Origin of the sequence: Haemophilus parainfluenzae, assembly GCF_014931415.1 — a bacterium.
Taxonomy (GTDB): domain Bacteria; phylum Pseudomonadota; class Gammaproteobacteria; order Enterobacterales; family Pasteurellaceae; genus Haemophilus_D; species Haemophilus_D parainfluenzae_AF.
Genome location: NZ_CP063121.1, coordinates 1,640,533 through 1,664,753, shown reverse-complemented (window position 1 = coordinate 1,664,753; position 24,221 = coordinate 1,640,533). Strand labels below are relative to the sequence as shown.

Here is a 24,221-nt window from a genome sequence, read left to right as displayed (position 1 = left end):
TATAAATTTAGCCTTTTATTATTTAGACGATGCAGACTGCCAAATCTAGTTGCTTATTATGGAATTGATGCAATGTGCCACGATGACCCACGCTCAGAATGATCATATTGGGTAATCGCTCTTTAATTGTTTTATAAAGGAGGTACTCGGTTGGCTCATCAAGTGCTGATGTGGTTTCATCTAAAAAGACCACTTCAGGTTTCGTCAGTAAAATCCGAATAAATGCCACGCGCTGTAATTCACCTGGCGACAAAATTGCTTGCCAATCGTTCTCTACATCAAGGCTATGAAGATATTTATCTAAACAGCAATCAGTCAGTGTTTTTTCCAATTCAGGATGATAAGGATCGATATCCGGATAGCAAATCGCTTCACGTAGCGTACCTTGTGGCATATAAGGACGCTGCGGTAAGAATAAACTGGTCACACAAGGATGTTCCACTAGACCAACAGTCTCAAAAGGATAAATCCCCGCCATCGCTTTTAATAGCGATGTTTTCCCTGTGCCAGATGGACCTTGAATTAATAAAGCATCACCATTTTTTAACTCAATATTTAAGTTATTAATCAACAATCTGCCTTGGTCATCTTTAATACCAAAATTTGATAACGCTACACGGTTAGAACATTTCATGGGTTGATGAACCTCTAAATGATCTAATTCATCCAATTTAGTCATAAAACCATAAAGACGATTTAAGCGCGCTTGGTAGAGCGTAAATTCTTCATAGAACAAACGGAAGAAAGAAAGTGCGGTCATTAATCGGTTAAATGCTTGCACAGTTTGGTGCATATCGCCCAGTTTAATTTGTCCGGTAAAAAAACGAGGTGCTTGCAGCATTAACGGTAAGAGTTTAGCAACACGCGTGACACTTCCATTAAAGCCGTCTAATCCCAACATTCTCAATACAATTGCCCAACGGTTATGAATGATTTGAGCAAATTTGTTTTTCAATAAATGTTGTTCTTGCAATTCACCTTGATAGAAAGCGATACTTTCCGCATTATCTCGTACTCGAATCAAAGAATAACGGTAGTCACCATTAAGTTTTTCTTTGTTAAAGTTCAGCTTGATTAATGGGTGACCAATCCAAACAGACATCAATGTTGCAAGGATAATAAAGGCATAAATAAAGAAAACGACGCCTTTTTCGATATTTAATCCGAAAAGACTTAACACGCCAGATAGAGACCAAAGGATGATGGTAAATTCAATGGTGGTCAGAACAGAATTAATCATGCCACGTACAATAGTGACAGTGCTACTGATGAATTCACGAGCATCTTGTTCAATACGTTGGTCAATATTATCGGGTAGCTCTTTTTCGTATTTAAGACGATAGTATTTTTTATTTTCTAACCATCGTTTAACAAGGACTTTATTCAAGCTTTCCAACCAACGGATTTCAAATACTTGTTGCAAGAAATAATCGGCGATGGAGTGGATAACTTGTACCAATACTAAGAGTGCATTCAGTTTTGCAAAGAACCAAAACTTATCCGCATCTAATTCCTGCATTGAGCTATAAAGCCCATTATAGAAAAAAGAGTTGAGTACGCTGAAGCGCACTTCTAATAAAATCATGGTAAACAACACCAGTAGCATAAGGATGATTTTGATGCTGTTACGGCGATTAATCGAAGGGGATGCAATATGCCAAAACTTTTGACCAAATGAGGTTTGCTTTAGCACTATCATTACCACGCTAAAGCATAAAACTACCCAGAAAAGTGCGGTCAAAATCCAGCTTAAACTTGAGTTAAGTTCAGTTTGCCAATTCATAGATTTCCATAAATTAAAAAAGGGCGAAAGCGTACAGTTTTCGCCCTAAAAAGCTCTAATTAATTAGAATGAATATTCAATATTTGCCCAATAGGTACGAGGCATACCTACCACAGCAAAACTACGGTCATAACGACCACGTTGTACTTGCCAGTATGCTTTATTGAATAAGTTTTCTACACCGATACGGAAGGTTAGAGTTTGTTTCTCGCCTAATTTTGCAACATATTTAGCACCCGCATCAACAGTTGTATAGGATGGGAATTCATATTTTTCAGAATAATCTTGGTATGATTTTCCGTAGTATTGAATTGCAGCATTTAATGTTAAATTTTGAATAAATGGTGTATCCCATTCAATGCCGGCTTTAGCAATCCAGCGAGGACTTGCTACTTGAGACCCCGTAATGATTGGACCTGCAAAGCTAGGATAATCAATCAATTTACCTTGGTTATAGGTAATGCCTAGATTTGGACGTAAGGTGTTATTTAACAAGCTTCCATAGATATTGAATTCAATACCGCGATTACGCTCTTTACCTTGTTCTTCACCTGTTGAAGCAACTACGCCAGGTCGAGACAATTGATAAACACTTAATGTGGTGGTGGCTACATCTTTCCAGTTTTTACGAACACCAAATTCAATTTGTCGGCTTACAATTGGTTTTGCCATTGTACCGGTATCTTCATCTGTTGCTCCAGGCTCTAAATCTTCTAAGTAATTTGCGTATAAAGTTAAATCAGGGTTTGGCACATAAGCAGCCATAATCATTGGGCTGAAGCGGCTTTCATGATAACGCACATCGCGATTTGGTTTTGATGGATAAGGAAGCGCATGCTGCTTAATCCATTGGAGACGTCCACCAAGTGTTAAACGAATGGTATTATCTACAAATGAAGCCGTGTCAGCCAATGCGACACTATAACTCGTCAATTTTTCGTTTGTCGCACCTTGAGCTGTTTCTCTAGAAGGTTGAGGATTGGTTCTAAACTGAGGGTTATATATGTTTAAATTTAAATAATCCTTTCCAGTAAGAACGTCGCCTTGGTGGAACGCTCTCTGTCTTTTGACAGCATCAAAGGCGAGATTCCAGCTATGGTAAATAGAACCTGTTTCAAACTCACCTTGTAATTTTAGATTTGCACTGGTTGTTCTTGTTCTGTAATCAATTGCACGTAGTTGGATTAAACTATAATCCCCATTAGCATTGCCATATGTAGTCGAAGTTATTTTACCCGTTTTATTTGTCTTAGTTACTGTATCCAAGCGAGCTTGACCAAATGTTCCTCTGTAAGTTGATTCCATGTAGCCAAGTCCCCCAGATAACATCATGTTATAAGGAAGATCATACTCAAATGTCCCCATAATAGTCTGATCTTGTGTTGCTTGACCATTCCAGTGAGGAACTAGATTTGTTTTACCATTTGGTGCATCGGGTAAGCGGAAGGTTAGATTCTGGATGTCTTGAACACGTGCACGTCCACCATGGGTAGCACGTTTAGTGTACATATAGTCAATACCTGCGCGGAATTTATTTCCACGATAGTCTAATCCCACAGAAAATTCTTTGTTACGTTCATCATAATTATTACGAGCTGTATCACCATCACGATATTTCCCATTTAGACGAACGCCCCATTCTTTGTTCTCACCAAAACGGCGACCAAAATCAAAGGATTCTTGTAAGCGAGTATTGCTATACCAACCCAAACCGATTTTATTAATAGCTTCGTCTGTTGCTCGTTTGGTTTCAACATTTAAAGATGAACCAGCCGCTCCTTCAGGGTCCATACCCGCGACAGCTGTTGAAGCACCTTTAATTAATTGAGCAGAGCTTACTGCAGCAGTAGGGGAGTTATAAGTAGAGTAAAGACCGGGTAACCCATTTACGGTGATTTGACGAGCGTCTAATTGTAATCCTCGAACGTAGATACCTGATAAGGTATTAGTTTCACCGCCAAAATTCATGACGGAAGAATCAATTTTTGAAATACCATCAAGCAGATTACGCTGTTGAGAGTTTTCAAATGCTTTTTCGTCATAATTAACAACAGCAATAGGAGAGGTGAATGCTGTTTGACGACCAAGTAAACTTAAATTCACGATATCTCTTTGCTTGTCTCCAGCAGCTTTTGCTTTTTCCAATTCAGTTGCAACATTGATTTCTTCTAGTTTGTATTCATCATTGTTGTTCGCTTCTTGTGTTTCAGCATGTACTGATAAAGAAAAACTCGCCAAAAGTGCGGTTGAAATAAGACTTAATTTAAATTTCATAATTGTTTTCCGATATATAACCCGATAGATAATAAAAGAGCTGCAGTATAGCGAAAACGTTTACGTCAATCAATACAAATTATTTTCATTTACTTATGCGATTTATTCAGAAAATATCATTTAAATTAAGCAGGGGATAAGATAAAAAGAAAAAATCCCAAGCTAAAAAGCTTGGGATTGTAATATGGTGCGACTAGCTGGACTCGAACCAGTGACCCCCACCATGTCAAGGTGGTGCTCTAACCAACTGAGCTATAGTCGCGTAAAAGATGTGGCAGATGATAAACAGTTTTAAGGATGAAAACAAGGGGATTTGTTTTAAGTTAAATTTAGCTGCTAAAAAAATAACCAAAATCTGATTTAAAAAGTCTCAGTAGTTATTTTGATTTTGTACAGGTTTAAGCGTATAATGCGCAGCGTTTTTTATCTCGGATGAGCCGAAATTTAAAAAAAGCTTTAAGTAAAATTGTAACCATTTGTGGAGTTTAGATAATGTCTAGAAAATTAAGAAGAACGAAGATTGTATGTACAATGGGTCCAGCTACAGACCGCGATAACAATCTTGAAAAAATTATCGCAGCAGGCGCTAATGTTGTGCGTATGAACTTTTCTCACGGTACACCAGATGATCATATTGAGCGTGCTGAGCGTGTTCGTGCGATCGCGAAAAAATTAGGTAAAACCGTGGCAATTTTAGGTGACTTACAAGGTCCTAAAATTCGTGTTTCTACTTTTAAAGACGGCAAAATTTTCTTAAATGTTGGTGATAAATTTATTCTTGATGCGGAATTACCAAAAGGTGAAGGTAATCAAGAAGCTGTTGGTTTAGACTATAAAACACTTCCACAAGATGTTGTGCCAGGCGATATTCTTTTATTAGATGACGGCCGTGTTCAATTAAAAGTGCTTTCTACTGAAGGTGCAAAAGTATTTACTGAAGTGACTGTTGGTGGTCCATTATCAAACAATAAAGGGATCAACAAATTAGGTGGTGGTTTATCTGCAGATGCATTAACTGAAAAAGATAAAGCAGATATCATCACTGCAGCTCGTATCGGTGTAGATTACTTAGCGGTATCTTTCCCACGTTCAAGTGCAGACTTAAACTATGCACGTGAGTTAGCAAAACAAGCAGGTTTAGAAGCGAAAATCGTTGCTAAAGTTGAACGTGCTGAAACTGTCGTTGATGATGCATCAATGGACGATATCATCCTTGCTTCTGATGTAATCATGGTTGCGCGTGGTGACTTAGGTGTTGAAATCGGTGACCCTGAATTAGTTGGCGTACAGAAAAAATTAATTCGTCGTTCACGTCAATTAAACCGTGCGGTAATCACTGCGACTCAAATGATGGAGTCAATGATCAGCAACCCAATGCCAACTCGTGCAGAAGTAATGGACGTGGCAAATGCGGTATTAGATGGTACTGATGCGGTAATGCTTTCAGCAGAAACTGCAGCAGGTCAATATCCAGCTGAAACTGTAGCGACAATGGCTCGCGTATGTTTAGGTGCAGAAAAAATGCCTAGCATCAATGTTTCTCATCACCGTTTAGATCGTGAGTTCAGAGATATTGAAGAATCTGTAGCAATGTCTGCGATGTATGCAGCGAACCACTTAAGCGGTATTGCAGCAATCATTACATTAAGCCACTCTGGTCGTACACCATTATTGATGTCACGTATTAGCTCAGGTTTACCAATATTTGCACTTTCTCGTGTTCAAGAAACATTAAACCGTTGCGCATTGTACCGCGGTGTCACACCAGTTCATTTTGATGGTGAATCTCGTAGCTCTGCAGGTGCTAAAGCAGCGATTAACCTATTAAAAGAAAAAGGTTATTTAGTTTCAGGTGATCTTGTTTTATTAACACAAGGTGATGAATCAGAAGGTACAACTAACGTTTGTCGTACTTTAACGGTTGAATAATCAACATTCCTGAATGAAAAAAAGCGGTGGATTTTTCCACCGTTTTTTTATGTCTAAAATATTGAAAATATTGACCGCACTTTTTTCTTAAAACCACCTCATATTTGCGGTATCATAAGCACAGTTTTTTAGTTTAAATTGAAATCCTTATGGCATCACAACGACAAATCCAATCTTCCGATCAGAAAACTGAACAAGTTAGCATCCCGCCTCATTCTACTGAAGCTGAACAAGCCGTTCTTGGCGGTATTATGCTGAGCAATCAGCATTGGGATGGGATCGCTGAAAGAGTCATTGCTGAGGATTTTTACACTTTTGCACATAAAGCAATCTTCCAAACTATGGAAGAATTAATGCGTAACCAAACGCCGATTGATTTAATCACCCTTGATCAAGCCCTTAAAGCCAAAGGCATTAGTGATTCCGTAGGCGGTTTTGCTTATCTCGCTGATCTTTCTAATAACACCCCAAATGCTATTAATATTTTGGCTTATGCTGAAATCGTACGTGAAAAAGCGATTTTGCGTGAGCTTATTGCAGTGGGGAATCGTATTGCAGAAAACAGTTATTCGCCTAAAGGCAAAGACATCAAAATGGTGTTGGATGAAGCTGAAAGGGAAGTATTTGCGATCGCTGAAAAACGGAGTTCTTCAACAGAGGGGCCTCAAAATGTGCTCAGCGTATTGGAAAGCACCATTGCTAGAATTGAAACCTTAGGTAAGCTTGAAAATCATAATGGTGTGACAGGGGTCACAACGGGTTTTGTTGAGTTAGATAAGAAAACAGCAGGTTTACAGCCTTCCGATCTCATCATTGTGGCAGCACGTCCTTCCATGGGTAAAACCACATTTGCAATGAACCTTTGTGAAAATGCGGCCATGGCAAGTGATAAGCCTGTCTTGGTATTTAGTTTAGAGATGCCTGCTGAACAAATTATGATGCGTATGATTGCCTCTCTAGCTCGCGTGGACCAAACCAAAATTCGTACAGGCCAAAACTTGGAAGAGGCAGAATGGAGCAAAATTGCCAGCGTGTTTGGGATGTTTAAGCAAAAAAATAATCTTTATATTGATGATTCATCAGGTTTAACTCCAACAGAATTGCGTTCTCGCGCACGTCGTGTGTATCGCGAAAATGGTGGATTGAGCATGATTATGGTTGATTACCTTCAATTAATGCGCGCACCCGCATTTTCAGATAACCGTACCTTAGAGATCGCCGAGATTTCCCGTTCTTTAAAAGCATTAGCGAAAGAATTAGAAGTCCCGGTTATTGCACTTTCCCAGCTTAACCGTACGTTGGAACAACGTGCAGATAAACGTCCGGTAAACTCAGATTTGCGTGAATCAGGTTCTATTGAGCAGGATGCTGACTTGATTATGTTTATTTATCGTGACGAAGTGTATAACGATAATTCTGAAGATAAAGGTGTTGCTGAAATTATTATTGGTAAACAACGTAACGGTCCGATTGGTCGTGTACGTTTAGCATTTAACGGTCAATTCTCACGCTTTGATAACCTTGCCGAACAGCGTGAATACAGAGATGATTATTAGGCAAGATAGAACGGATTAGAAAAATGAACGTAAAACCGGCAACAGCGAAAATCAGTTCGCTTGCCTTAAAACATAATTTACAAGTTATTAAAGAAAAAGCACCGCACAGCAAAATTATTGCGGTAGTAAAAGCAAACGCATATGGTCATGGTGTGGTATTTGTTTCATCTGCTTTAGAAAGCATGGTAGATTGCTTTGCAGTGGCCCGTTTAGAAGAGGCGTTATCGTTACGCTCTAACGGTATTATTAAACCGATCTTATTGCTAGAAGGCTTTTTTGATGAAAAAGATTTACCGATTATTGCGGTAAATAACATTGAAACCGTGGTTCATAACCGTGAACAACTTGAAGCATTAAAACGATCTGTGGTACCAAGTCCAATCAAAGTCTGGTTGAAGATTGATACGGGGATGCACCGTTTAGGTGTGTCGCTTGATGAAGTGGACTATTTTTATCAAGAGCTGAAAAAACTCCCTCAAATTCAACCGCACTTAGGTTTTGTCAGCCATTTTAGCCGTGCTGATGAACTAGATTCTGATTATACTCAAGTTCAGCTTGATCGTTTTCTTCAAGCGACAAAAGATAAAGTTGGAGAAAGAACCATTGCGGCATCCGGCGGGATTTTATTCTGGCCTGAAGCACATTTAGATTGTATTCGACCAGGGATTATTATGTACGGCATTTCACCAACGGATACTGTCGGCGCTGAATTTGGTTTAATCCCCGTGATGAACTTAACTTCTTCATTGCTTGCGGTGCGAGAACATAAAAAAGGTGAACCTGTTGGCTATGGTGGCATTTGGACCAGTCCGAAAAATACCAAAATTGGTGTTGTCGCTATTGGATACGGTGATGGATATCCGCGTGATGTGCCAGAAGGTACGCCAGTTTATCTAAATGGTCGTATTGTTCCTATTGTCGGTCGTGTCTCGATGGATATGCTAACGGTCGATTTAGGCGCAGATAGCCAAGATAAAGTCGGTGATGAAGTGATTTTATGGGGTAAGGAATTACCAATTGAAACGGTAGCTAAATACAGTGGTATTTTAAGCTATGAATTGATTACAAAATTAACCCCTCGTGTTATAACAGAATATGTCGATTAATTGTTTTTGCAAGAAAGCAAAAATGTAAAGAATTCAATTTTTAAAAGGAAATATTCATGAAAAACATCAATCCAACCAATACTCAAGCGTGGAAAGCGCTTGAAGCTCACCAATCTCAACTGGCTAATACCACGATTGCTGATTTGTTTAAGCAAGAACAAAATCGTTTTAACGATTATTCTTTAACTTTTGAAAATCAAATCTTAGTAGATTTTTCAAAAAATAAAATTAATCAAGAAACCCTCAAATTACTTCGTCAATTAGCCAAAGAGTCTGCATTAGATGAAGCGATTAATGCTATGTTTACAGGCGAGAAAATTAATCGCACAGAAAATCGAGCTGTATTACATACCGCACTTCGTAACCGTTCAAATACACCTGTATATGTAGATGGCAAGGATGTGATGCCGGAAGTGAATGCTGTATTAGCGAAAATGAGCGCTTTCTGTGATCGTGTGATTTCAGGTGAGTGGAAAGGTTATACCGGAAAAGCAATTACTGATGTGGTGAATATCGGTATTGGTGGTTCGGACTTAGGCCCTTATATGGTGACCGAAGCGCTTCGTCCTTATAAAAATCACTTGAATATGCACTTTGTTTCAAACGTAGATGGTACACATATCGCTGAAACGTTGAAAAAAGTAAATCCTGAAACGACACTTTTCTTAGTCGCATCTAAAACCTTTACCACACAAGAAACCATGACCAATGCGAATTCTGCACGTGATTGGTTATTGGCGGCAGCGAAAGATAACAGCGCGGTGGCAAAACACTTTGCTGCACTTTCGACCAACGGTAAAGCGGTAGCAGAATTTGGTATTGATACAAACAATATGTTTGAATTCTGGGATTGGGTTGGTGGCCGTTATTCTTTATGGTCTGCAATCGGTCTTTCAATCGCACTTTCAATTGGCTTTGATAATTTTGAAGCACTATTAAGTGGTGCGCATGAAATGGATAAACATTTCCGTACTGCACCATTGGAAAAAAATATCCCAGCGACATTAGCGTTAGTAGGCTTATGGAATACCAACTTCCTTGGTGCACAAACTGAGGCAATTTTACCTTATGACCAATATTTACACCGTTTTGCGGCTTATTTCCAACAAGGCAATATGGAATCAAACGGTAAATATGTCGATCGTAATGGCAATGTTATCCGTGATTATCAAACCGGCCCAATTATTTGGGGGGAACCTGGTACAAATGGTCAGCATGCGTTCTATCAATTGATTCACCAAGGTACGATGTTAATTCCTTGTGACTTTATCGCGCCAGCACAAAGCCATAATCCATTAGGTGATCACCATAGCAAATTGTTATCAAACTTCTTTGCACAAACTGAAGCACTTGCTTTTGGCAAAACCAAAGAAGAAGTCGAAGCAGAGTTTGTGAAAGCCGGTAAATCGTTGGATGAGGTAAAAGACATTGTGCCATTTAAAGTCTTTACTGGTAACAAACCGACCAATTCTATTTTAGTGCAAAAAATGACACCATTTGTTCTTGGCGCATTAATTGCGATGTACGAACACAAAATTTTTACACAAGGTGTGGTTTTCAATATCTTTAGTTTCGACCAATGGGGCGTGGAATTAGGTAAACAACTAGCGAACCGAATTCTTCCTGAATTGGCAGACAAAGAGAATGTTTCAAGCCATGATAGCTCAACCAATGGATTGATTAATCAATTCAAAGCATGGCGATAATATAAAGTAAAAAGAGCGGTCAAAATTGACCGCACTTTTTTATTTTCATTAAACTGATTTGACTTTCCACATACAGCCTACGCTGATAAAAATTAGTGCCACAGCGACATAAAAAACAGAGTTGTAATGCCAAATTTCCGCAATAATACCCGCAATAGGCCCTCCAATAATCCAGCTACTTTTTGCTGCATTACTAAATAAGGTGGTGGCAGTGCCCATTTTAGTGGGCATTAAGTCTTGGAAATACACCATACCAATGGTAGCGGTAATACCGATAAAAATCGCATTAAGCATTTGCAATCCGATGAGCTGCCAAGTTTGCTCAGCGAATAATAAACTTGAATAGAAGGCGAGCCCTGAAACTAAAGCAATCATCATTAAGCGTTTTTTACTGAAGTATTGGGTGAGATAGCCCGCAAATATCATTACAGGAATTTCCAATCCCGCAGCCGTCCCCATTAATGTTCCCGCCAGTTCTTTGTTTAAATGTAATTCATTAATCACAAATAATGGCATATTAATGAGATACATGCTGTTACAGGTCCAAAGCAATAGATTAGCGATGAACAAGTAAATCACACTTTTTCTTGGTGGCGTATTGTCTAAAATCTCTTGATTTTTAACCGCACTTTGACGAGGAATTTTCGGCAATAATTTGCTGACGCCTGCACACAGTAAAAAGGCAGAACCTGCCACCAAATACATGTAATCAAAGCCCCAGTTTAACGCAATAAAAAAAGAAAGCGGTGGCCCAACAATCCAAGCCAATGAGATTTGAGTTCGCATAATTGTGGTGAACATCACCGCTTCACGATGACTACTTTCAGCATATTCTCGCGCTAAAGCAAAAGATTGCGGATTAGCGGATGAACCTAGCCCTAATAGCGTTGTGCCGATAATAATTAACACATAATAATTTCGGCTATAAGCAAAAATTAGACAGCCAAGCACAGCAATTAAACAGCAAACAATCATCACTTTGCGACGGTCATCTTGCTTATCAGAATATTTCGCGAGAATTTGGCTCAAGATAATGCCAATAATGGCATTAACTGAATAGAACAAGCCCACAAAAAAAGGTGAAACTTGAATCTCTTGAGAGAGATATAAACTCAAGGTCGGCGTTTGAAAGGCAGAGGCAATCCCCGTTAAAAAGGCAATCAATAGAAAATTGAACGCCACAAGATTAGATGGTGTTGCGTTTTGTTGTTGAACAAACATAGTCATTACTTAATTAAGAGAACATGGTTGGAAATAAAAGTGCGGTTAATTTTAACCGCACTTGAGTTGATTATTTGTCATATTGAATTGCAGGTAAATAACCAATCATTAAATCTAATGGATGGCTACAGCTTATTGTATTTTCTCTGTTCTCAATGAAAAATCTTGATGTCATTGCTTTTTCACCCTGATTAAAGAAAATTTCAATAATTGAACGATCAAAGAAAATTTCGACAGTTTGTAGATTTTCAACTTCGCAGAAGCGTTTGGTATCGAATTTTTTCATTAATTCGGTTTGTTCGCTTTGACTGCGATCTAAGCAAACCAAGCTATTTTCATAAGAAAGTCGTAATGATTGTCCTTTTTCATTTTGGAAGAAGGTTAAGTCAAAGGCTTGGTTATTTGCCTCAAATTTAAGATACGCACGATCTAAATTAGCAATATCCGCTTTTTCATCGAGATGAAGCGCTGAAAGTGCGGTTAGATTTTCGTCTATTTTAGCAATCGGATGTTGATAAATTTTTGTCCCTTCTAAGCGCAATTCTCTTGGTAAGGTTAAAGCAGAATGCCATTTAAATTTATCTGTTGGGTAAGTTAAATCTGGCAAACCAATCCAACCGAAAAGCACGGCATGAGTTTGGTTATCTAAGCCAGCAAATGTTTGTGGTGCGTAGAAATCAAAGCCCTGATCTAATTCGCTAATATATTCTGCTTCAAAGGTTAAATCCGTTAATTTCCCCACAGCATAAGTCGCATGATAATTATTTTGGAATTCATGTGCTTCACGCTCTTTCCCCTGTGGTGACCAAATAAACACATCTTTATCACGGAGCTTCAATAGATCAGGGCATTCCCACATAAACACGTTTTTATTATCAAAAGCAGGCAAGGAAAGCTCACCTAATAAACGAGGCGTATCTTCAAGATTGTCCATTTCAAAAATAATGGCTGTTCCCGTGATGTTTTCTCGCTGTGCACCACAGATAAAACGGATTTTTCCGTCTTCAGTAAAATACGGTTTAGGATCACGAACATGCTCTGTATAACCTTCTGGTGCATTTTCAATTAATGGACGTTTGCTAAGCAATTTTCCATTAAGATCAAAAATCGCTAAATTTTGATAAGGCACGCGTTGATTATCACTTGGGCGACGGGTATTGCCCGTATAGAACATGGCCAATTTATCACCAACTTTCAAAGCACCACCAGAATAGCATCCATGAGATTCAAAAAGTTCGCAAGGAATGAGATCATCTGCCAATTGATAATGTTGGAAATCTTTCGTGATTAAATGCTTCCAATGTTTCATCCCGTGAATTGCATCGAATGGAAACCATTGGTAGAACAGATGATACTTTTCACCATCAAAAATCAGACCATTAGGATCATTCATTAAGCCAGTTGGTGGGGCAATATGATAGTTTGGTCGAAAATCTTTGTCTTTTTGTACGGTTTCAGCAATTTCTGCGAGCTCGCCTTTTTTTGCGGCTAGAATGCTTTTGTATTTGCCATTATTGAAAATAATCATCGTGATCGTGCCTCGTTAATGTGATCGGGTAAGTAAAAGGTGCAATAATTTGCACCTTTAAACCTTAGTTGGCTAGGAACGCTGCTAATTGTGCTTTATTTGGTAGCGCAGACATCGCCCCTTTCGCTGTCGTAGCAAGGGCTCCGCAGGCATTAGCTTGACGGATAATTTGTACAAGCACATCATTTTCTTTCCAGTTTGGATGCTGTGAAAGACCCGCAAGCAGGCCGCCGACGAAGGCATCGCCTGCACCTGTTGTATCAATCGGTTGTAAGGCTTTTCCAGCAATCACATCTTTCTTACCTTCTAAGTGATAGAGTGCCCCATCTTTACCTAAGGTCACAATAATCAATTTTTTAGGATAAAGTGCAGTCACTTTTTCAAAGGCTTTTTCAAGGCTATCAGTATTGGTTAAAAGCGTTAATTCTTCTTCAGAGAATTTCAATACGTCAGCCAATGCAACGGCTTCCATTACCACGGTTTTCATTTCTTCTAAGCTTGACCAAAGTGATTCACGTAGATTTGGATCAAAAGAGAAGAAACCACCAGCAGCTTTAATACGACGAATTGCTTCAAAGGTGGCTTCGCGAGATGGATTATTAATCAGCGCAATAGAGCAGCAATGTAGCCATTCACCTTGTTGGAAAGGCGGTAAATCGCTAGCTTGTAGGAACTGATCCGCACTTGGGTTTACCATAAAGGTAAAGCTGCGTTCGCCATTATCTAAACCAACCACAACCGTAGAGGTACGATGTTGCGGATCTAAAATCATATGTTGTGTATTCACATTTTCCGCATTTAAGGTGTCTTGCATAAATTGGCCAAGGGGATCGTTACCTACGCGACCAATAAAGGCACTCGGGCTGCCTAATCGTGCCACGCCAACAGCCACATTTGCAGGGGCGCCACCGGCACAACGTAAATAATGATTTTCACCGTCAGGAATAAGATCGACAACCGCATCGCCTGTTACCCAGATTTTTTGGCTCATATTATTTTCCTTCTATTGTGGATATCAGTTAAAAAATAACCGCACTTAAAAAGAGCGGTCATTTTCATAGGTGTTTTATGCGATGGTTACGCGTGCAAACTTACGTTTACCGACTTGGTAAACATTCGTGCCTTTTGGTGCATTGGCTTTCATGTCTTCGACTTTTTCGCCATTGATTTTTACACCACCTTGCTTCGCTGAGCGAATCGCTTCAGAAGTAGAGGGAACTAGTCCTGCTTCTTTTAATAAGGTTGCTAAACCAATTTCGCCTTCAAAGGTGAATTCAGGCATTTCATCCGGCATTGCACCTTTTTGGAAACGGTTAATAAATTCTTGTTCAGCCGCCCCTGCCGCTGCTTCATCATGGAAACGTGCAATGATTTCTTTGGCTAATAAAATCTTCACATCACGTGGGTTTTTACCATTTTCCACTTCTGCTTTTAATTCAGCAATTTCAGTGAGTGGACGGAAAGAAAGTAAGTTGTACCAATCCCACATTAATTCATCCGAGATCGACATAATTTTACCGAACATATCGCTTGGTGCATCTGTCACGCCGATGTAGTTACCTAATGATTTAGACATTTTCTTCTCACCGTCTAAACCAACAAGTAATGGAAGCGTAATCGCTACTTGTGGTTTCTGACCAGCTGATTTTTGTAATTCACGACCAACAAGTAAGTTAAATTTTTGGTCAGTACCACCAAGTTCAACGTCTGCTTCTAAAGCAACAGAGTCATGACCTTGTAATAAAGGATAAATAAATTCGTGAATTGCGATAGGTTGGTTGTTACCAAAACGTTTTTTGAAGTCATCACGTTCTAGCATACGCGCTACGGTGTAGTTACTTGCTAAACGGATCATCCCTTCAGTACCCAATTTACCCAACCATTCAGAGTTGAATACGATTTTCGTTTTTTGTGGGTCTAGAATTTTGTATATCTGTTCTTTATAGGTTTCTGCATTGCGAAGCACATCTTCGCGGCTAAGCGGTGGGCGAGTGGTATTTTTACCCGATGGGTCACCGACCATACCAGTGAAATCACCGATTAAGAAATAGACTTCGTGGCCCAATTGTTGGAATTGACGAAGTTTGTTTAATACCACGGTATGCCCTAAGTGAATATCTGGAGCAGTAGGGTCTGCACCAAGTTTAATTTTAAGTGGGCGATTTTCTTTTAGTTTTTCGATTAAATCCGCTTCAGAAAGAATCTCATCAGTACCGCGTTTTAGTTCTGCGAGAACGGTATTAATATCAGTCATTCTATTTCCTAATGTTATTTCAATATTAAAGGCTACATTATAGAGAATATGGCTGAAATGAAAAGATTGAGATGAAAAAAAACGCCTATTTGTGGGGAAATAGGCGTGAAGTTGGAGTGATTATCTGTTTGTTTTTGGAATGGTTAGATGATAACTATTATCAAATGTCTTGTCAATAACAAAATGCAAATAATTCTCAATTATTTTTTTAATCGATGTAAGGTACACTTTCTGTGAGAGAAAGTGCGGTCGGAATGCCATCTGAAATGTCAAATTTTCCCGCATAAGCATAAGCTTCAACGCCCTGAGATTTTGCGTCTTTTAAAAGGCGATCATATTCAGGATCCACAAACTCAGCGATTTTAAAACGATCGAAGCCATCATGTAATCCAGCAAAGAGAACAACGGCGCGATGTCCTTGTTTTTTCATGGCTAAAAGCTCACGAACATGTTTTTGTCCACGAGTAGTCACCGCATCGGGAAACATCCCTAATGTGCCTTTTACAAAGGTGATTGATTTCACTTCAACATAACAATCTGGCAAACCCTCACCTTTAAGTAAGAAGTCGATACGGCTATTTTCTTCACCATATTTCACTTCAGGATAAATTTCATCATACATAGCGAGTTCTTTGATTTGTTTATTTTGCAAGGCTTCAAAGACTAGCTGGTTGGATCTGTGTGTGTTAATGCAAACAAGTTGGCCATTTACTAATTGAGTCAATTCCCAACTGTGTGGATATTTGCGAGTTTGGCTATCAGAATGAGAGTACCAAACGGTATCGCCTTTTTCACCACAGCCAGTCATTGCACCAGTATTTGCACAATGAATCGTGACCACTTCACCATTTGGTAATTCAATATCAGTCAAAAAACGCTTATAGCGGCGAATTAATTTTGCAGATTGTAGGGTAGGGAGTTGCATATCTTATTCCTTTTCAAAAGAAAGTACGGTCGAATTTAATGATGAAATTAACCGCTCTTTGATCTGCCCCCAAAAAGTTGGACAGGTTAGTTAACTTAAATATTGAGCTCGGTATTGCACAGGGCTCAATCCTTTGAAAGCAAGTTTAATGCGTTTTTGGTTGTAATACACTAAATATTCTTCAATTTCAGCCTGTAATTCAGCAATTGAATGATAAGTCCGAGAGTAAAAACACTCTGATTTTAGTATCGCAAAAAAACTTTCAATCACCGCATTATCATAGCAATTTCCTCGGCGGCTCATACTTTGCACCGCTTTGTGATAAAGCGAAGGAGTGGAATATGATTGCATATAGATTTTTTACCTTAGAAAAGAGGGAGAAATAGTGTGTTTTAGCTCTTTATTATTGGTTATAACAATGAATTTCAGTCAATTTCTTTAAAAATTTTACAAAAATCTGTAAGAAATCGGATTATCCGCCGTCTAACCTTATGTAACGTTAATTTTCACATCATAAGGAAAAACAATGAAACTATCAAAAACATTTCTATTTATTACCGCACTTTGTTGTGCTACACCAACTTTAGCAATACAAAATTCAACATCATCTGGAGAACAAAAAATGGCAATGGAAAATACGCAAAATATTCGTGAAATTTATCTTGCTGGTGGCTGTTTTTGGGGTATGGAAGCATATATGGAGCGTATTCACGGCGTGAAAGATGCGATTTCTGGCTATGCCAATGGTAATACGGAGAAAACTAGTTATCAGATGATTGGGGTAACCGATCATGCAGAAACGGTAAAAGTCACTTACGATGCAAACCAAATTTCGTTAGATAAATTGCTTAAATATTATTTTAAAGTGATTGATCCAACCAGCGTAAATAAACAAGGTAACGATCGTGGTAGACAATATCGCACAGGGATTTATTATCAAGATGGGGCAGATAAAGCGGTGATCGAACAAGCACTCGCCCAGCTTCAAACCAAATATAAAAAACCAGTGCAAATTGAGGTGCAACCACTTAAAAATTACATCGTAGCAGAAGAATATCATCAAGATTATTTGAAGAAAAACCCAAATGGTTATTGCCATATTGATATTACCAAAGCTGATGAACCCGTGATTGACGAGAAAGATTATCCGAAACCGAGTGATGCAGAACTCAAAGCGAAATTGACACCGTTGCAATATTCCGTCACTCAAAATAAACATACTGAACGCTCTTTTAGTAATGAATATTGGGATAATTTCCAACCAGGTATTTATGTTGATGTCACCACAGGCGAGCCTGTTTTTTCTTCAAATGATAAATTTGAATCGGGTTGTGGCTGGCCGAGTTTTACGAAACCAATAGCGAAAGAGGTGGTGCATTATCAAACGGATAATAGTTTTAATATGCAACGTACCGAAGTGTTAAGTCGTGCGGGCAACGCCCATCTAGGACACGTTTTTGACGATGGTCCGAAAGATAAAGGTGGTTTGCGTTATTGCATTAACAGTGCATCAATTAAATTTATTCCGTTAGCCGAAATGGAAAAGGCAGGGTACGGATATTTGATTCAATCGATTAAAAACTAAGGAGAGGCACGATGTTAGATCAACAACTCCTTATTGGAACTGTATTTTTAGCGGGGCTTGCTTCTTTTCTGTCGCCTTGTATTTTCCCGATTATTCCAATTTATTTTGGTATTTTGAGTAAAGGTGGTAAAAAAGTCCTAAATACTTTTTTATTTATTTTAGGGCTTTCCCTTACATTTGTCAGTTTAGGCTTTAGTTTTGGCTTTTTAGGGAATATTTTATTTAGTAACACCACCCGCATTATCGCTGGCGTTATCGTGATTATTTTGGGCATTCATCAACTTGGCATTTTCAAAATTGGTTTGTTGGAACGCACGAAATTGGTTGAAATCAAAACATCAGGAAAATCGACCGCACTTGAGGCATTTGTGCTTGGTTTAACCTTTAGTCTTGGTTGGACACCTTGTATTGGCCCGATTCTGGCTTCTGTGTTAGCGTTATCAGGCGATGAAGGTTCTGCACTTTATGGTGCATCAATGATGTTCATTTATGTCTTGGGGCTTGCAACTCCGTTTGTATTGTTTTCGTTCTTCTCTGACAGCTTGCTCAAACGTGCTAAAGGGTTAAATAAACACTTAGATAAATTTAAAATCGTTGGCGGTGTTTTAATTATCGTGATGGGCATTTTATTGATTACGAATAATTTTTCGTAAAGCATAATCTCAACAAAAGAAATCTATAAAAGGAAAAAGCAATGAAAAAACTACTATCAATATTTTTAATGGCATTCAGCCTAAACACTTTTGCACAAACCAATTTGTCGGATGTGCAACTCAAAGATTTAAACAATCAGCCAGTTACTTTAAGCCAGTATAAAGGCAAACCTGTGTATGTAAAAATGTGGGCATCTTGGTGTCCGATCTGTTTGGCAGGATTAGCTGAAATTGATGATTTAAGTGCGGAAAAAGATCGCAATTTTGAAGTGATTACCATTGTTTCGCCGGATCACAAAGGCGAAAAAGGCACTGCTGATTTTATTGAGTGGTACAAAGGGCTAGAATATAAAAATATTAAAGTCTTGCTAGATGAAAATGGTGAAATTATTGATCGTGTTCATGTTCGAGGTTATCCGTTTAATCTATTTTTAGATGCTGATTTAAATGTGAAGAAGACGGTGCCAGGGCATTTAGGAGCTGAACAAATCCGAGTGTTTGTTGAAAAATAACGATGACAAGCGGCTTATTTTTAAGCCGCTTTTACTATTTTTGTGATTTTAGCCATCCCAACGCGCCTAATTCTGCTGCTTCCGCTGCACCAATAGCTTGAGAAATCTGGGAAAACTCACTACCCACGCCAATCAAACGATTGTGCCAAACTCCATCATTACGCATCAACAACTTTGCTGACGTTCTACAAGCTGCAATGGACGCTCAAGGTCTCTCACTTGAACTATCGCCCTGAACATTGCCAGTTAACCCCGTGCAACATAACCGCGACAAAAAAATTTAGGTAAGCAATCTCCGCACGAGCCAAGGCGAGCTCTCGTTGTAACTTTTTAAACGCTTTAGGTGAAAAGTCTGTGGTTTTTGGAATTTCAATGCCTTTCTTTTTCATCTTTGGCTTCACTACTTTCGGTGTTTGAAGGTTTGTATAAGGCGATTTTACGCCATCAAGCCCTCTTTCCCGAAATGCTTTTAGCCAATAAATGACGAGCGCATGGGAAATTTGATGAAGTTTAGCCACCTCACGGATACCATAATCCTGTTCGGTGACGAGTTTGATAATTTTCAAACGAAATTGATAAGAGTAGGACATAATCTGCATCTCAAATTAGATGTCCAGGTTTTGGGGGTAGATCACTTTTACCTTCTTAAATTTAAAAATTAAAACAAATTCTTGATTTACCATTGACTTTTTGACCTATAGTCCTTACTTTACGTATTGATGTTTCATCAACTTTATTCTTTGTAAAATAAGGAGCTTTTATGCAATCTCGCATTGTTGTTAATTCACAGGAAGAATCACTACTGAGCACACATAAAGTGCTACGTAATACCTATTTCTTATTGGGATTAACGATGGCATTTTCGGCAGTTGTTGCTTATATCTCTATGAGCTTAAATTTGCCTTATCCTAACCTTATCGTGTTACTTGTGGGTTTCTACGGTTTACTTTTCGTGACAAACCGCTTAGCAAATAGTGCATGGGGAATCTTAGCTGCATTCGCGTTTACTGGGTTTATGGGTTATACCATCGGGCCAATTTTAAACATGTATGTGGCGAGAGGAATGGAAGATTTAATTATGCTTGCATTCGCAGGTACAGCAATCGTCTTCTTTGCGTGTTCAGCTTATGTGCTCACTACGAAGAAAGATATGTCTTTCCTTTCTACCGCAATTTTCTCATTATTTATCGTGTTATTGTTAGGAATTGTGGCAAGTTTCTTCTTCCAAATTCCAGCATTAGCGGTAGGGATCAGTGCATTGTTTGTGGTGTTCTCAACAATGACAATCCTTTATGAAACCAGCAATATTATTCACGGTGGCGAAACAAACTATATTCGTGCAACGGTGAGTATTTATGTATCAATTTACAACTTATTTATTAGCTTATTGAGATTACTTTCTATCTTCTCAAGCGATGACTAGTCAGTATTAAATTTAAAGACGCTCCTTATTAGGGGCGTTTTTTGTTTTGAACTAATTTTATGAAGAGAAGTCTTAGCATACAGGTTCGCTAGTTGAACCTATTGATAATAAAACAGGAGTTTTTATGAAATCTTTAAAATCACTTTTAACATTAACATCACTTGCATTAGCCGTATCTGGTTCTGCATTGGCAACGAATACTGCCGTATTGCCAACAAAAGAAGATGTTGTAACAAATTCAAAATCCATGGTTGAAAGCACAAAAGCTGATATGAAAAATGCAGCAAATGATAAGCTTAAATCAATGACAGATAGTGCAAGTTCAACAAAATCAATTGCATTAGATAAAGTAAAAGAGGTTAAAGAAAAAGCGACTTCTGCAAAAGATGCGGTAAAAGAGAAAGCATCAGAGCTAAAAGAAAAAGCAACTGAGAATAATCAAGCATCCATGAAAGACAAAGCCACTGAAAAATTAAATTCAGTGAAAGAGAGTGCGAAAGAAAAAGCGTCTGAGGCAAAAACAAAATCAGCAGATAAAGTAAAAGAAGTGAAAGAAAAAGCGACTTCAACAAAAGAATCAGCAAAAGAGAAAGTGGCTTCTTCTGCAAAAGTAAACATCAATAAAGCAGATGCAGAAACTCTACAAAAACTTTCAGGTATTGGTGAGAAAAAAGCACAAGCGATTATTGATTACCGTAACAAAGTGGGCAAAATCAAAAACGCTGCCGAACTTTCAAATATTGACGGTATCGGTGAAGCCACAATTGAGAAAATCACACCATTCTTAAGTTTCTAAGAAAACAGAGATAAAACAGACCGCACTTTATGTGCGGTTTTTTTATTGAAGTAGATCACAAAATTGTAACAAAGTGTGATTTGGAGGATTATTTCTTTTTGTATCCTATGTATAATGTGCGGACAACATCATGTAATACAAGGGGTAGATATGCAGCATTATAATGCCTTTGATGAATGGTTGGCTTCAACTGCTTTAGGTGGGGCGAATCAATCGTATATTGAAGAGTTATACGAAAGTTATTTAGAAGATCCATCATCAGTCGATGAAAGCTGGCGAGCCACATTTGATGCATTGCCAAAAACAACCGCCGCAGAGCAACCACATTCACCAGTGCGTGATTATTTCCGTCGTTTAGCAAGAGAAAATACAACAGAAGCCGTGACGGTTATTGATCCAGAAGCCAGCGCAAAATTAGTCAAAGTTCTCCAATTTATCAATGCTTATCGCTTCTGTGGCCATTTAGAAGCGAAACTAGACCCAATCAATTATTATCGTTGGAAAGTCTCCAGTGTACCTGAGTTGGATTACCGTTATCACGGTTTTACCGAACAAGATCTCAATGAAACCTTCAATATTAATCACTACGTCTATCATCGCGATAACATCAAATTAGGTGATTTAGCTAAAATGCTGAAAGAGACCTATTGTGGCTCAATTGGTCTTGAGTTTATGCATGTTCAGGATATGGAGCAAAAAAGTTGGCTACAAAGCAAATTAGAAAGCCAATTAAATAAACCGCTCTTTACTAAAGAAGAAAAAATTAACTTATTAAGTGAATTGACCGCTGCAGATGGCTTAGAACGTTATCTTGGCGCGAAATTCCCAGGTGCAAAACGTTTCTCTTTAGAGGGAAGTGATGCCTTTATTCCATTGATGAAAGAAATTATTCGTCATGCGAGTAAGCAAGGCGTACAAGATGTGATGTTTGGTATGGCACACCGTGGCCGTTTAAACATGTTAGTGAATGTGCTAGGTAAGAAACCCGAAGATCTTTTTGATGAGTTTGCGGGTAAACATTCAGGCGAGCGTACAGGTGACGTGAAATACCACCAAGGTTTCTCTTCTGACTTCGCAGTCGGTGATCGTCGCGTGCATTTAACCCTTGCATTCAACCCATCCCATTTAGAAATTGTTAGCCCAGTAGTGATTGGTGCTGTACGTTCTCGTCAAACCAAAAAGAATGATACAGAGCATAATCAAGTATTAGCGGTTACTGTTCATGGGGATTCAGCGGTAGCGGGACAAGGTGTTGTACAAGAAACCTTGAATATGTCTAATGCACGTGGTTATACCGTTGGTGGCACAATCCGTATTGTGATCAATAACCAAATTGGTTTTACCACCTCTAACCCAAATGACACCCGTTCAACAGAATATTGTACTGATATCGCGAAAATGATTCAGGCACCGATTATTCATGTGAATGGTGATGATCCTGAAGCAGTGGCTTTTGCGGCGAGAATGGCGGTGGAATATCGTAATTTATTCAAACGCGATATTTTCATTGATCTGATTTCTTATCGTCGTCATGGTCATAATGAGGCTGATGAACCATTAGCCACTCAACCAATGATGTATAGCATCATTAAAAAACATCCAACACCACGTAAAGTCTATGCAGATCGTTTAATTGCTGAAGGGGTGATTACCGAAGAAGAAGCCATTGAAATGATGAATCTCTATCGTGATGCTTTAGATAACGGCGATCGTGTAGTGAAAGAATGGCGAGAAATGGATATTGCCCAAATGGACTGGTTGCAATATCTCAACTATGACTGGACATCCCCTTACGAAAGTAAATTCCCACAAGAACGTTTCCAAACTTTAGCGGAGCGTGTCAGTGAATACCCAGAAACCTTGCGTGCACATCCTCGTGTAGAAAAAATCTATGCTGATCGCCGTGAAATGGCAAAAGGCGAGAAATTGTTCGATTGGGGTATGGCGGAAACTATGGCATACGCAACCTTATTAGATGAAGGTGCTAATGTTCGTTTATCGGGTGAAGATGCGGGACGTGGTACGTTCTTCCATCGCCATGCGGTTGTGCATAACCAAAATGACGGGACAGGCTATGTGCCATTAACACATTTACATGCCAACCAAGGTCGTTTTGAGGTGTGGGATTCAGTATTATCCGAAGAAGCCGTATTGGCTTTTGAATATGGTTATGCGACAACAGATCCAAAAACATTAACCATTTGGGAAGCACAGTTTGGTGACTTCGCAAACGGCGCACAAATCGTGATTGACCAATTTATTAGTTCTGGCGAACAAAAATGGGGCAGAATGTGTGGCTTGGTGATGTTATTACCACACGGTTATGAAGGCCAAGGTCCAGAGCACTCATCCGCTCGTTTAGAACGTTATTTACAACTTTGTGCAGAACAGAATATGCAAGTGTGTATCCCATCTACACCAGCACAGGTTTACCACATGTTACGTCGTCAATCGATCCGTAAAATGCGTCGTCCATTAATTGGTATTTCACCGAAATCCTTATTACGTCATCCACTTGCGGTCTCAAGTATGGATGAATTAGTAAATGGCACATTCCAAACTGTCATTGGTGAAATTGATGATATCGATCCAAAACAAGTTAAACGCGTGGTTCTATGCTCAGGTAAAGTGTATTACGATCTCTTGGAAAAACGCCGTGCGAATAACCAAACAGATGTAGCGATTATTCGTATTGAACAGCTTTATCCGTATCCACATGAAGATGTGAAGAACGCGTTAGAGCCTTATGCTCATGTGACGGATTTTGTGTGGTGTCAAGAAGAACCATTGAACCAAGGGGCTTGGTATTGCAGTAAACATAACTTTGATAGCTCAATTCCTGAGCATGTGAAGTTAAAATACGCAGGTCGTCCAGCCTCTGCTTCACCTGCGGTAGGTTATATGTCTTTACACACCAAACAGCAAAAACAATTGGTAGAAGATGCGCTGACATTGTAAAAGTGCGGTCAA

General features: G+C 38.9%; 19 protein-coding genes, 1 tRNA gene and 1 pseudogene. 10 read left to right on the top strand and 11 right to left on the bottom strand.

Annotated elements, in window-relative coordinates:
* Window positions 1-22: 22 nt before the first annotated feature.
* The 3 genes from INP93_RS08125 to INP93_RS08115 form a co-directional block, all read right to left on the bottom strand.
* Window positions 23-1,783 carry an ABC transporter ATP-binding protein/permease gene (locus INP93_RS08125; protein ID WP_197544628.1) on the bottom strand — a complete coding sequence of 587 codons (1,761 nt, stop codon included), beginning with the start codon at window positions 1,781-1,783 and terminating at the stop codon, window positions 23-25.
* 63 nt (window positions 1,784-1,846) lie between these two features.
* Window positions 1,847-4,057 carry a TonB-dependent siderophore receptor gene (locus INP93_RS08120; protein ID WP_197544627.1) on the bottom strand — a complete coding sequence of 737 codons (2,211 nt, stop codon included), beginning with the start codon at window positions 4,055-4,057 and terminating at the stop codon, window positions 1,847-1,849.
* A gap of 185 nt (window positions 4,058-4,242) precedes the next feature.
* Window positions 4,243-4,319: transfer RNA gene (locus INP93_RS08115), tRNA-Val, on the bottom strand.
* A 230-nt stretch (window positions 4,320-4,549) separates the two neighbouring features.
* On the opposite strand from INP93_RS08115, the gene pyk reads away from it, so the two are divergent.
* The 4 genes from pyk to pgi all read left to right on the top strand — a co-directional run bounded on the left by pyk (window position 4,550) and on the right by pgi (window position 10,354).
* Entirely contained in the window at window positions 4,550-5,986 is a 1,437-nt protein-coding gene (gene pyk / locus INP93_RS08110; RefSeq protein ID WP_049362958.1) for a pyruvate kinase, read from the top strand.
* 149 nt (window positions 5,987-6,135) lie between these two features.
* Entirely contained in the window at window positions 6,136-7,542 is a 1,407-nt protein-coding gene (locus tag INP93_RS08105) for a replicative DNA helicase (protein ID WP_005695940.1), read from the top strand.
* 23 nt (window positions 7,543-7,565) lie between these two features.
* On the top strand, window positions 7,566-8,648 hold the full coding sequence (alr, locus tag INP93_RS08100; RefSeq protein WP_197544626.1) for an alanine racemase: 1,083 nt from the start codon (window positions 7,566-7,568) through the stop codon (window positions 8,646-8,648).
* Between the two features lie 56 nt (window positions 8,649-8,704).
* On the top strand, window positions 8,705-10,354 hold the full coding sequence (pgi, locus tag INP93_RS08095; protein ID WP_197544625.1) for a glucose-6-phosphate isomerase: 1,650 nt from the start codon (window positions 8,705-8,707) through the stop codon (window positions 10,352-10,354).
* Between the two features lie 48 nt (window positions 10,355-10,402).
* On the opposite strand, the gene INP93_RS08090 is transcribed toward pgi, so the two are convergent.
* The 6 genes and pseudogenes from INP93_RS08090 to INP93_RS08065 form a co-directional block, all read right to left on the bottom strand.
* Entirely contained in the window at window positions 10,403-11,575 is a 1,173-nt protein-coding gene (locus INP93_RS08090) for an MFS transporter (RefSeq protein ID WP_197544624.1), read from the bottom strand.
* A 70-nt stretch (window positions 11,576-11,645) separates the two neighbouring features.
* Complete coding sequence (locus INP93_RS08085) at window positions 11,646-13,103, bottom strand: glycoside hydrolase family 32 protein (RefSeq protein WP_197544623.1); 1,458 nt, start codon at window positions 13,101-13,103, stop codon at window positions 11,646-11,648.
* Between the two features lie 64 nt (window positions 13,104-13,167).
* Complete coding sequence (gene cscK, locus INP93_RS08080; RefSeq protein ID WP_197544622.1) at window positions 13,168-14,094, bottom strand: fructokinase; 927 nt, start codon at window positions 14,092-14,094, stop codon at window positions 13,168-13,170.
* A 75-nt stretch (window positions 14,095-14,169) separates the two neighbouring features.
* Entirely contained in the window at window positions 14,170-15,357 is a 1,188-nt protein-coding gene (tyrS, locus tag INP93_RS08075) for a tyrosine--tRNA ligase (RefSeq protein WP_197544621.1), read from the bottom strand.
* Window positions 15,358-15,565: 208 nt separating this feature from the next.
* Window positions 15,566-16,282, bottom strand: coding sequence for a DNA/RNA nuclease SfsA (sfsA, locus tag INP93_RS08070; protein WP_049372531.1), 717 nt, complete (start codon window positions 16,280-16,282; stop codon window positions 15,566-15,568).
* A 90-nt stretch (window positions 16,283-16,372) separates the two neighbouring features.
* Window positions 16,373-16,591: pseudogene (locus INP93_RS08065) on the bottom strand (IS3 family transposase); the annotation flags it as partial.
* A gap of 217 nt (window positions 16,592-16,808) precedes the next feature.
* On the opposite strand from INP93_RS08065, the gene msrAB reads away from it, so the two are divergent.
* Genes msrAB through INP93_RS08050 form a run of 3 tightly spaced genes read left to right on the top strand, consistent with a single transcriptional unit; the run spans window position 16,809 to window position 19,032 of the window.
* Window positions 16,809-17,867 carry a bifunctional peptide-methionine (S)-S-oxide reductase MsrA/peptide-methionine (R)-S-oxide reductase MsrB gene (msrAB, locus tag INP93_RS08060; protein WP_049372532.1) on the top strand — a complete coding sequence of 353 codons (1,059 nt, stop codon included), beginning with the start codon at window positions 16,809-16,811 and terminating at the stop codon, window positions 17,865-17,867.
* An 11-nt stretch (window positions 17,868-17,878) separates the two neighbouring features.
* Window positions 17,879-18,520 (top strand): cytochrome c biogenesis protein CcdA, encoded by a 642-nt coding sequence (locus INP93_RS08055; RefSeq protein WP_049362973.1) that lies wholly within the window; start codon window positions 17,879-17,881, stop codon window positions 18,518-18,520.
* 41 nt (window positions 18,521-18,561) lie between these two features.
* Window positions 18,562-19,032 carry a redoxin family protein gene (locus INP93_RS08050; RefSeq protein ID WP_049372533.1) on the top strand — a complete coding sequence of 157 codons (471 nt, stop codon included), beginning with the start codon at window positions 18,562-18,564 and terminating at the stop codon, window positions 19,030-19,032.
* A gap of 34 nt (window positions 19,033-19,066) precedes the next feature.
* On the opposite strand, the gene INP93_RS09740 is transcribed toward INP93_RS08050, so the two are convergent.
* Both INP93_RS09740 and INP93_RS08045 read right to left on the bottom strand, forming a co-directional pair.
* A complete protein-coding gene (locus INP93_RS09740) occupies window positions 19,067-19,198 on the bottom strand; it encodes a hypothetical protein (RefSeq protein WP_264462701.1) in 132 nt (43 codons plus the stop codon).
* A 58-nt stretch (window positions 19,199-19,256) separates the two neighbouring features.
* Window positions 19,257-19,622 carry a transposase gene (locus INP93_RS08045; protein ID WP_049372534.1) on the bottom strand — a complete coding sequence of 122 codons (366 nt, stop codon included), beginning with the start codon at window positions 19,620-19,622 and terminating at the stop codon, window positions 19,257-19,259.
* 170 nt (window positions 19,623-19,792) lie between these two features.
* Here INP93_RS08045 and INP93_RS08040 point away from each other — a divergent pair, with 170 nt between their 5' ends.
* The 3 genes from INP93_RS08040 to sucA all read left to right on the top strand — a co-directional run bounded on the left by INP93_RS08040 (window position 19,793) and on the right by sucA (window position 24,209).
* On the top strand, window positions 19,793-20,455 hold the full coding sequence (locus INP93_RS08040) for a Bax inhibitor-1/YccA family protein (protein WP_005699490.1): 663 nt from the start codon (window positions 19,793-19,795) through the stop codon (window positions 20,453-20,455).
* 124 nt (window positions 20,456-20,579) lie between these two features.
* Entirely contained in the window at window positions 20,580-21,251 is a 672-nt protein-coding gene (locus tag INP93_RS08035) for a ComEA family DNA-binding protein (RefSeq protein ID WP_197544620.1), read from the top strand.
* Between the two features lie 150 nt (window positions 21,252-21,401).
* Window positions 21,402-24,209, top strand: coding sequence for a 2-oxoglutarate dehydrogenase E1 component (sucA, locus tag INP93_RS08030; RefSeq protein ID WP_197544619.1), 2,808 nt, complete (start codon window positions 21,402-21,404; stop codon window positions 24,207-24,209).
* Window positions 24,210-24,221: the final 12 nt, after the last annotated feature.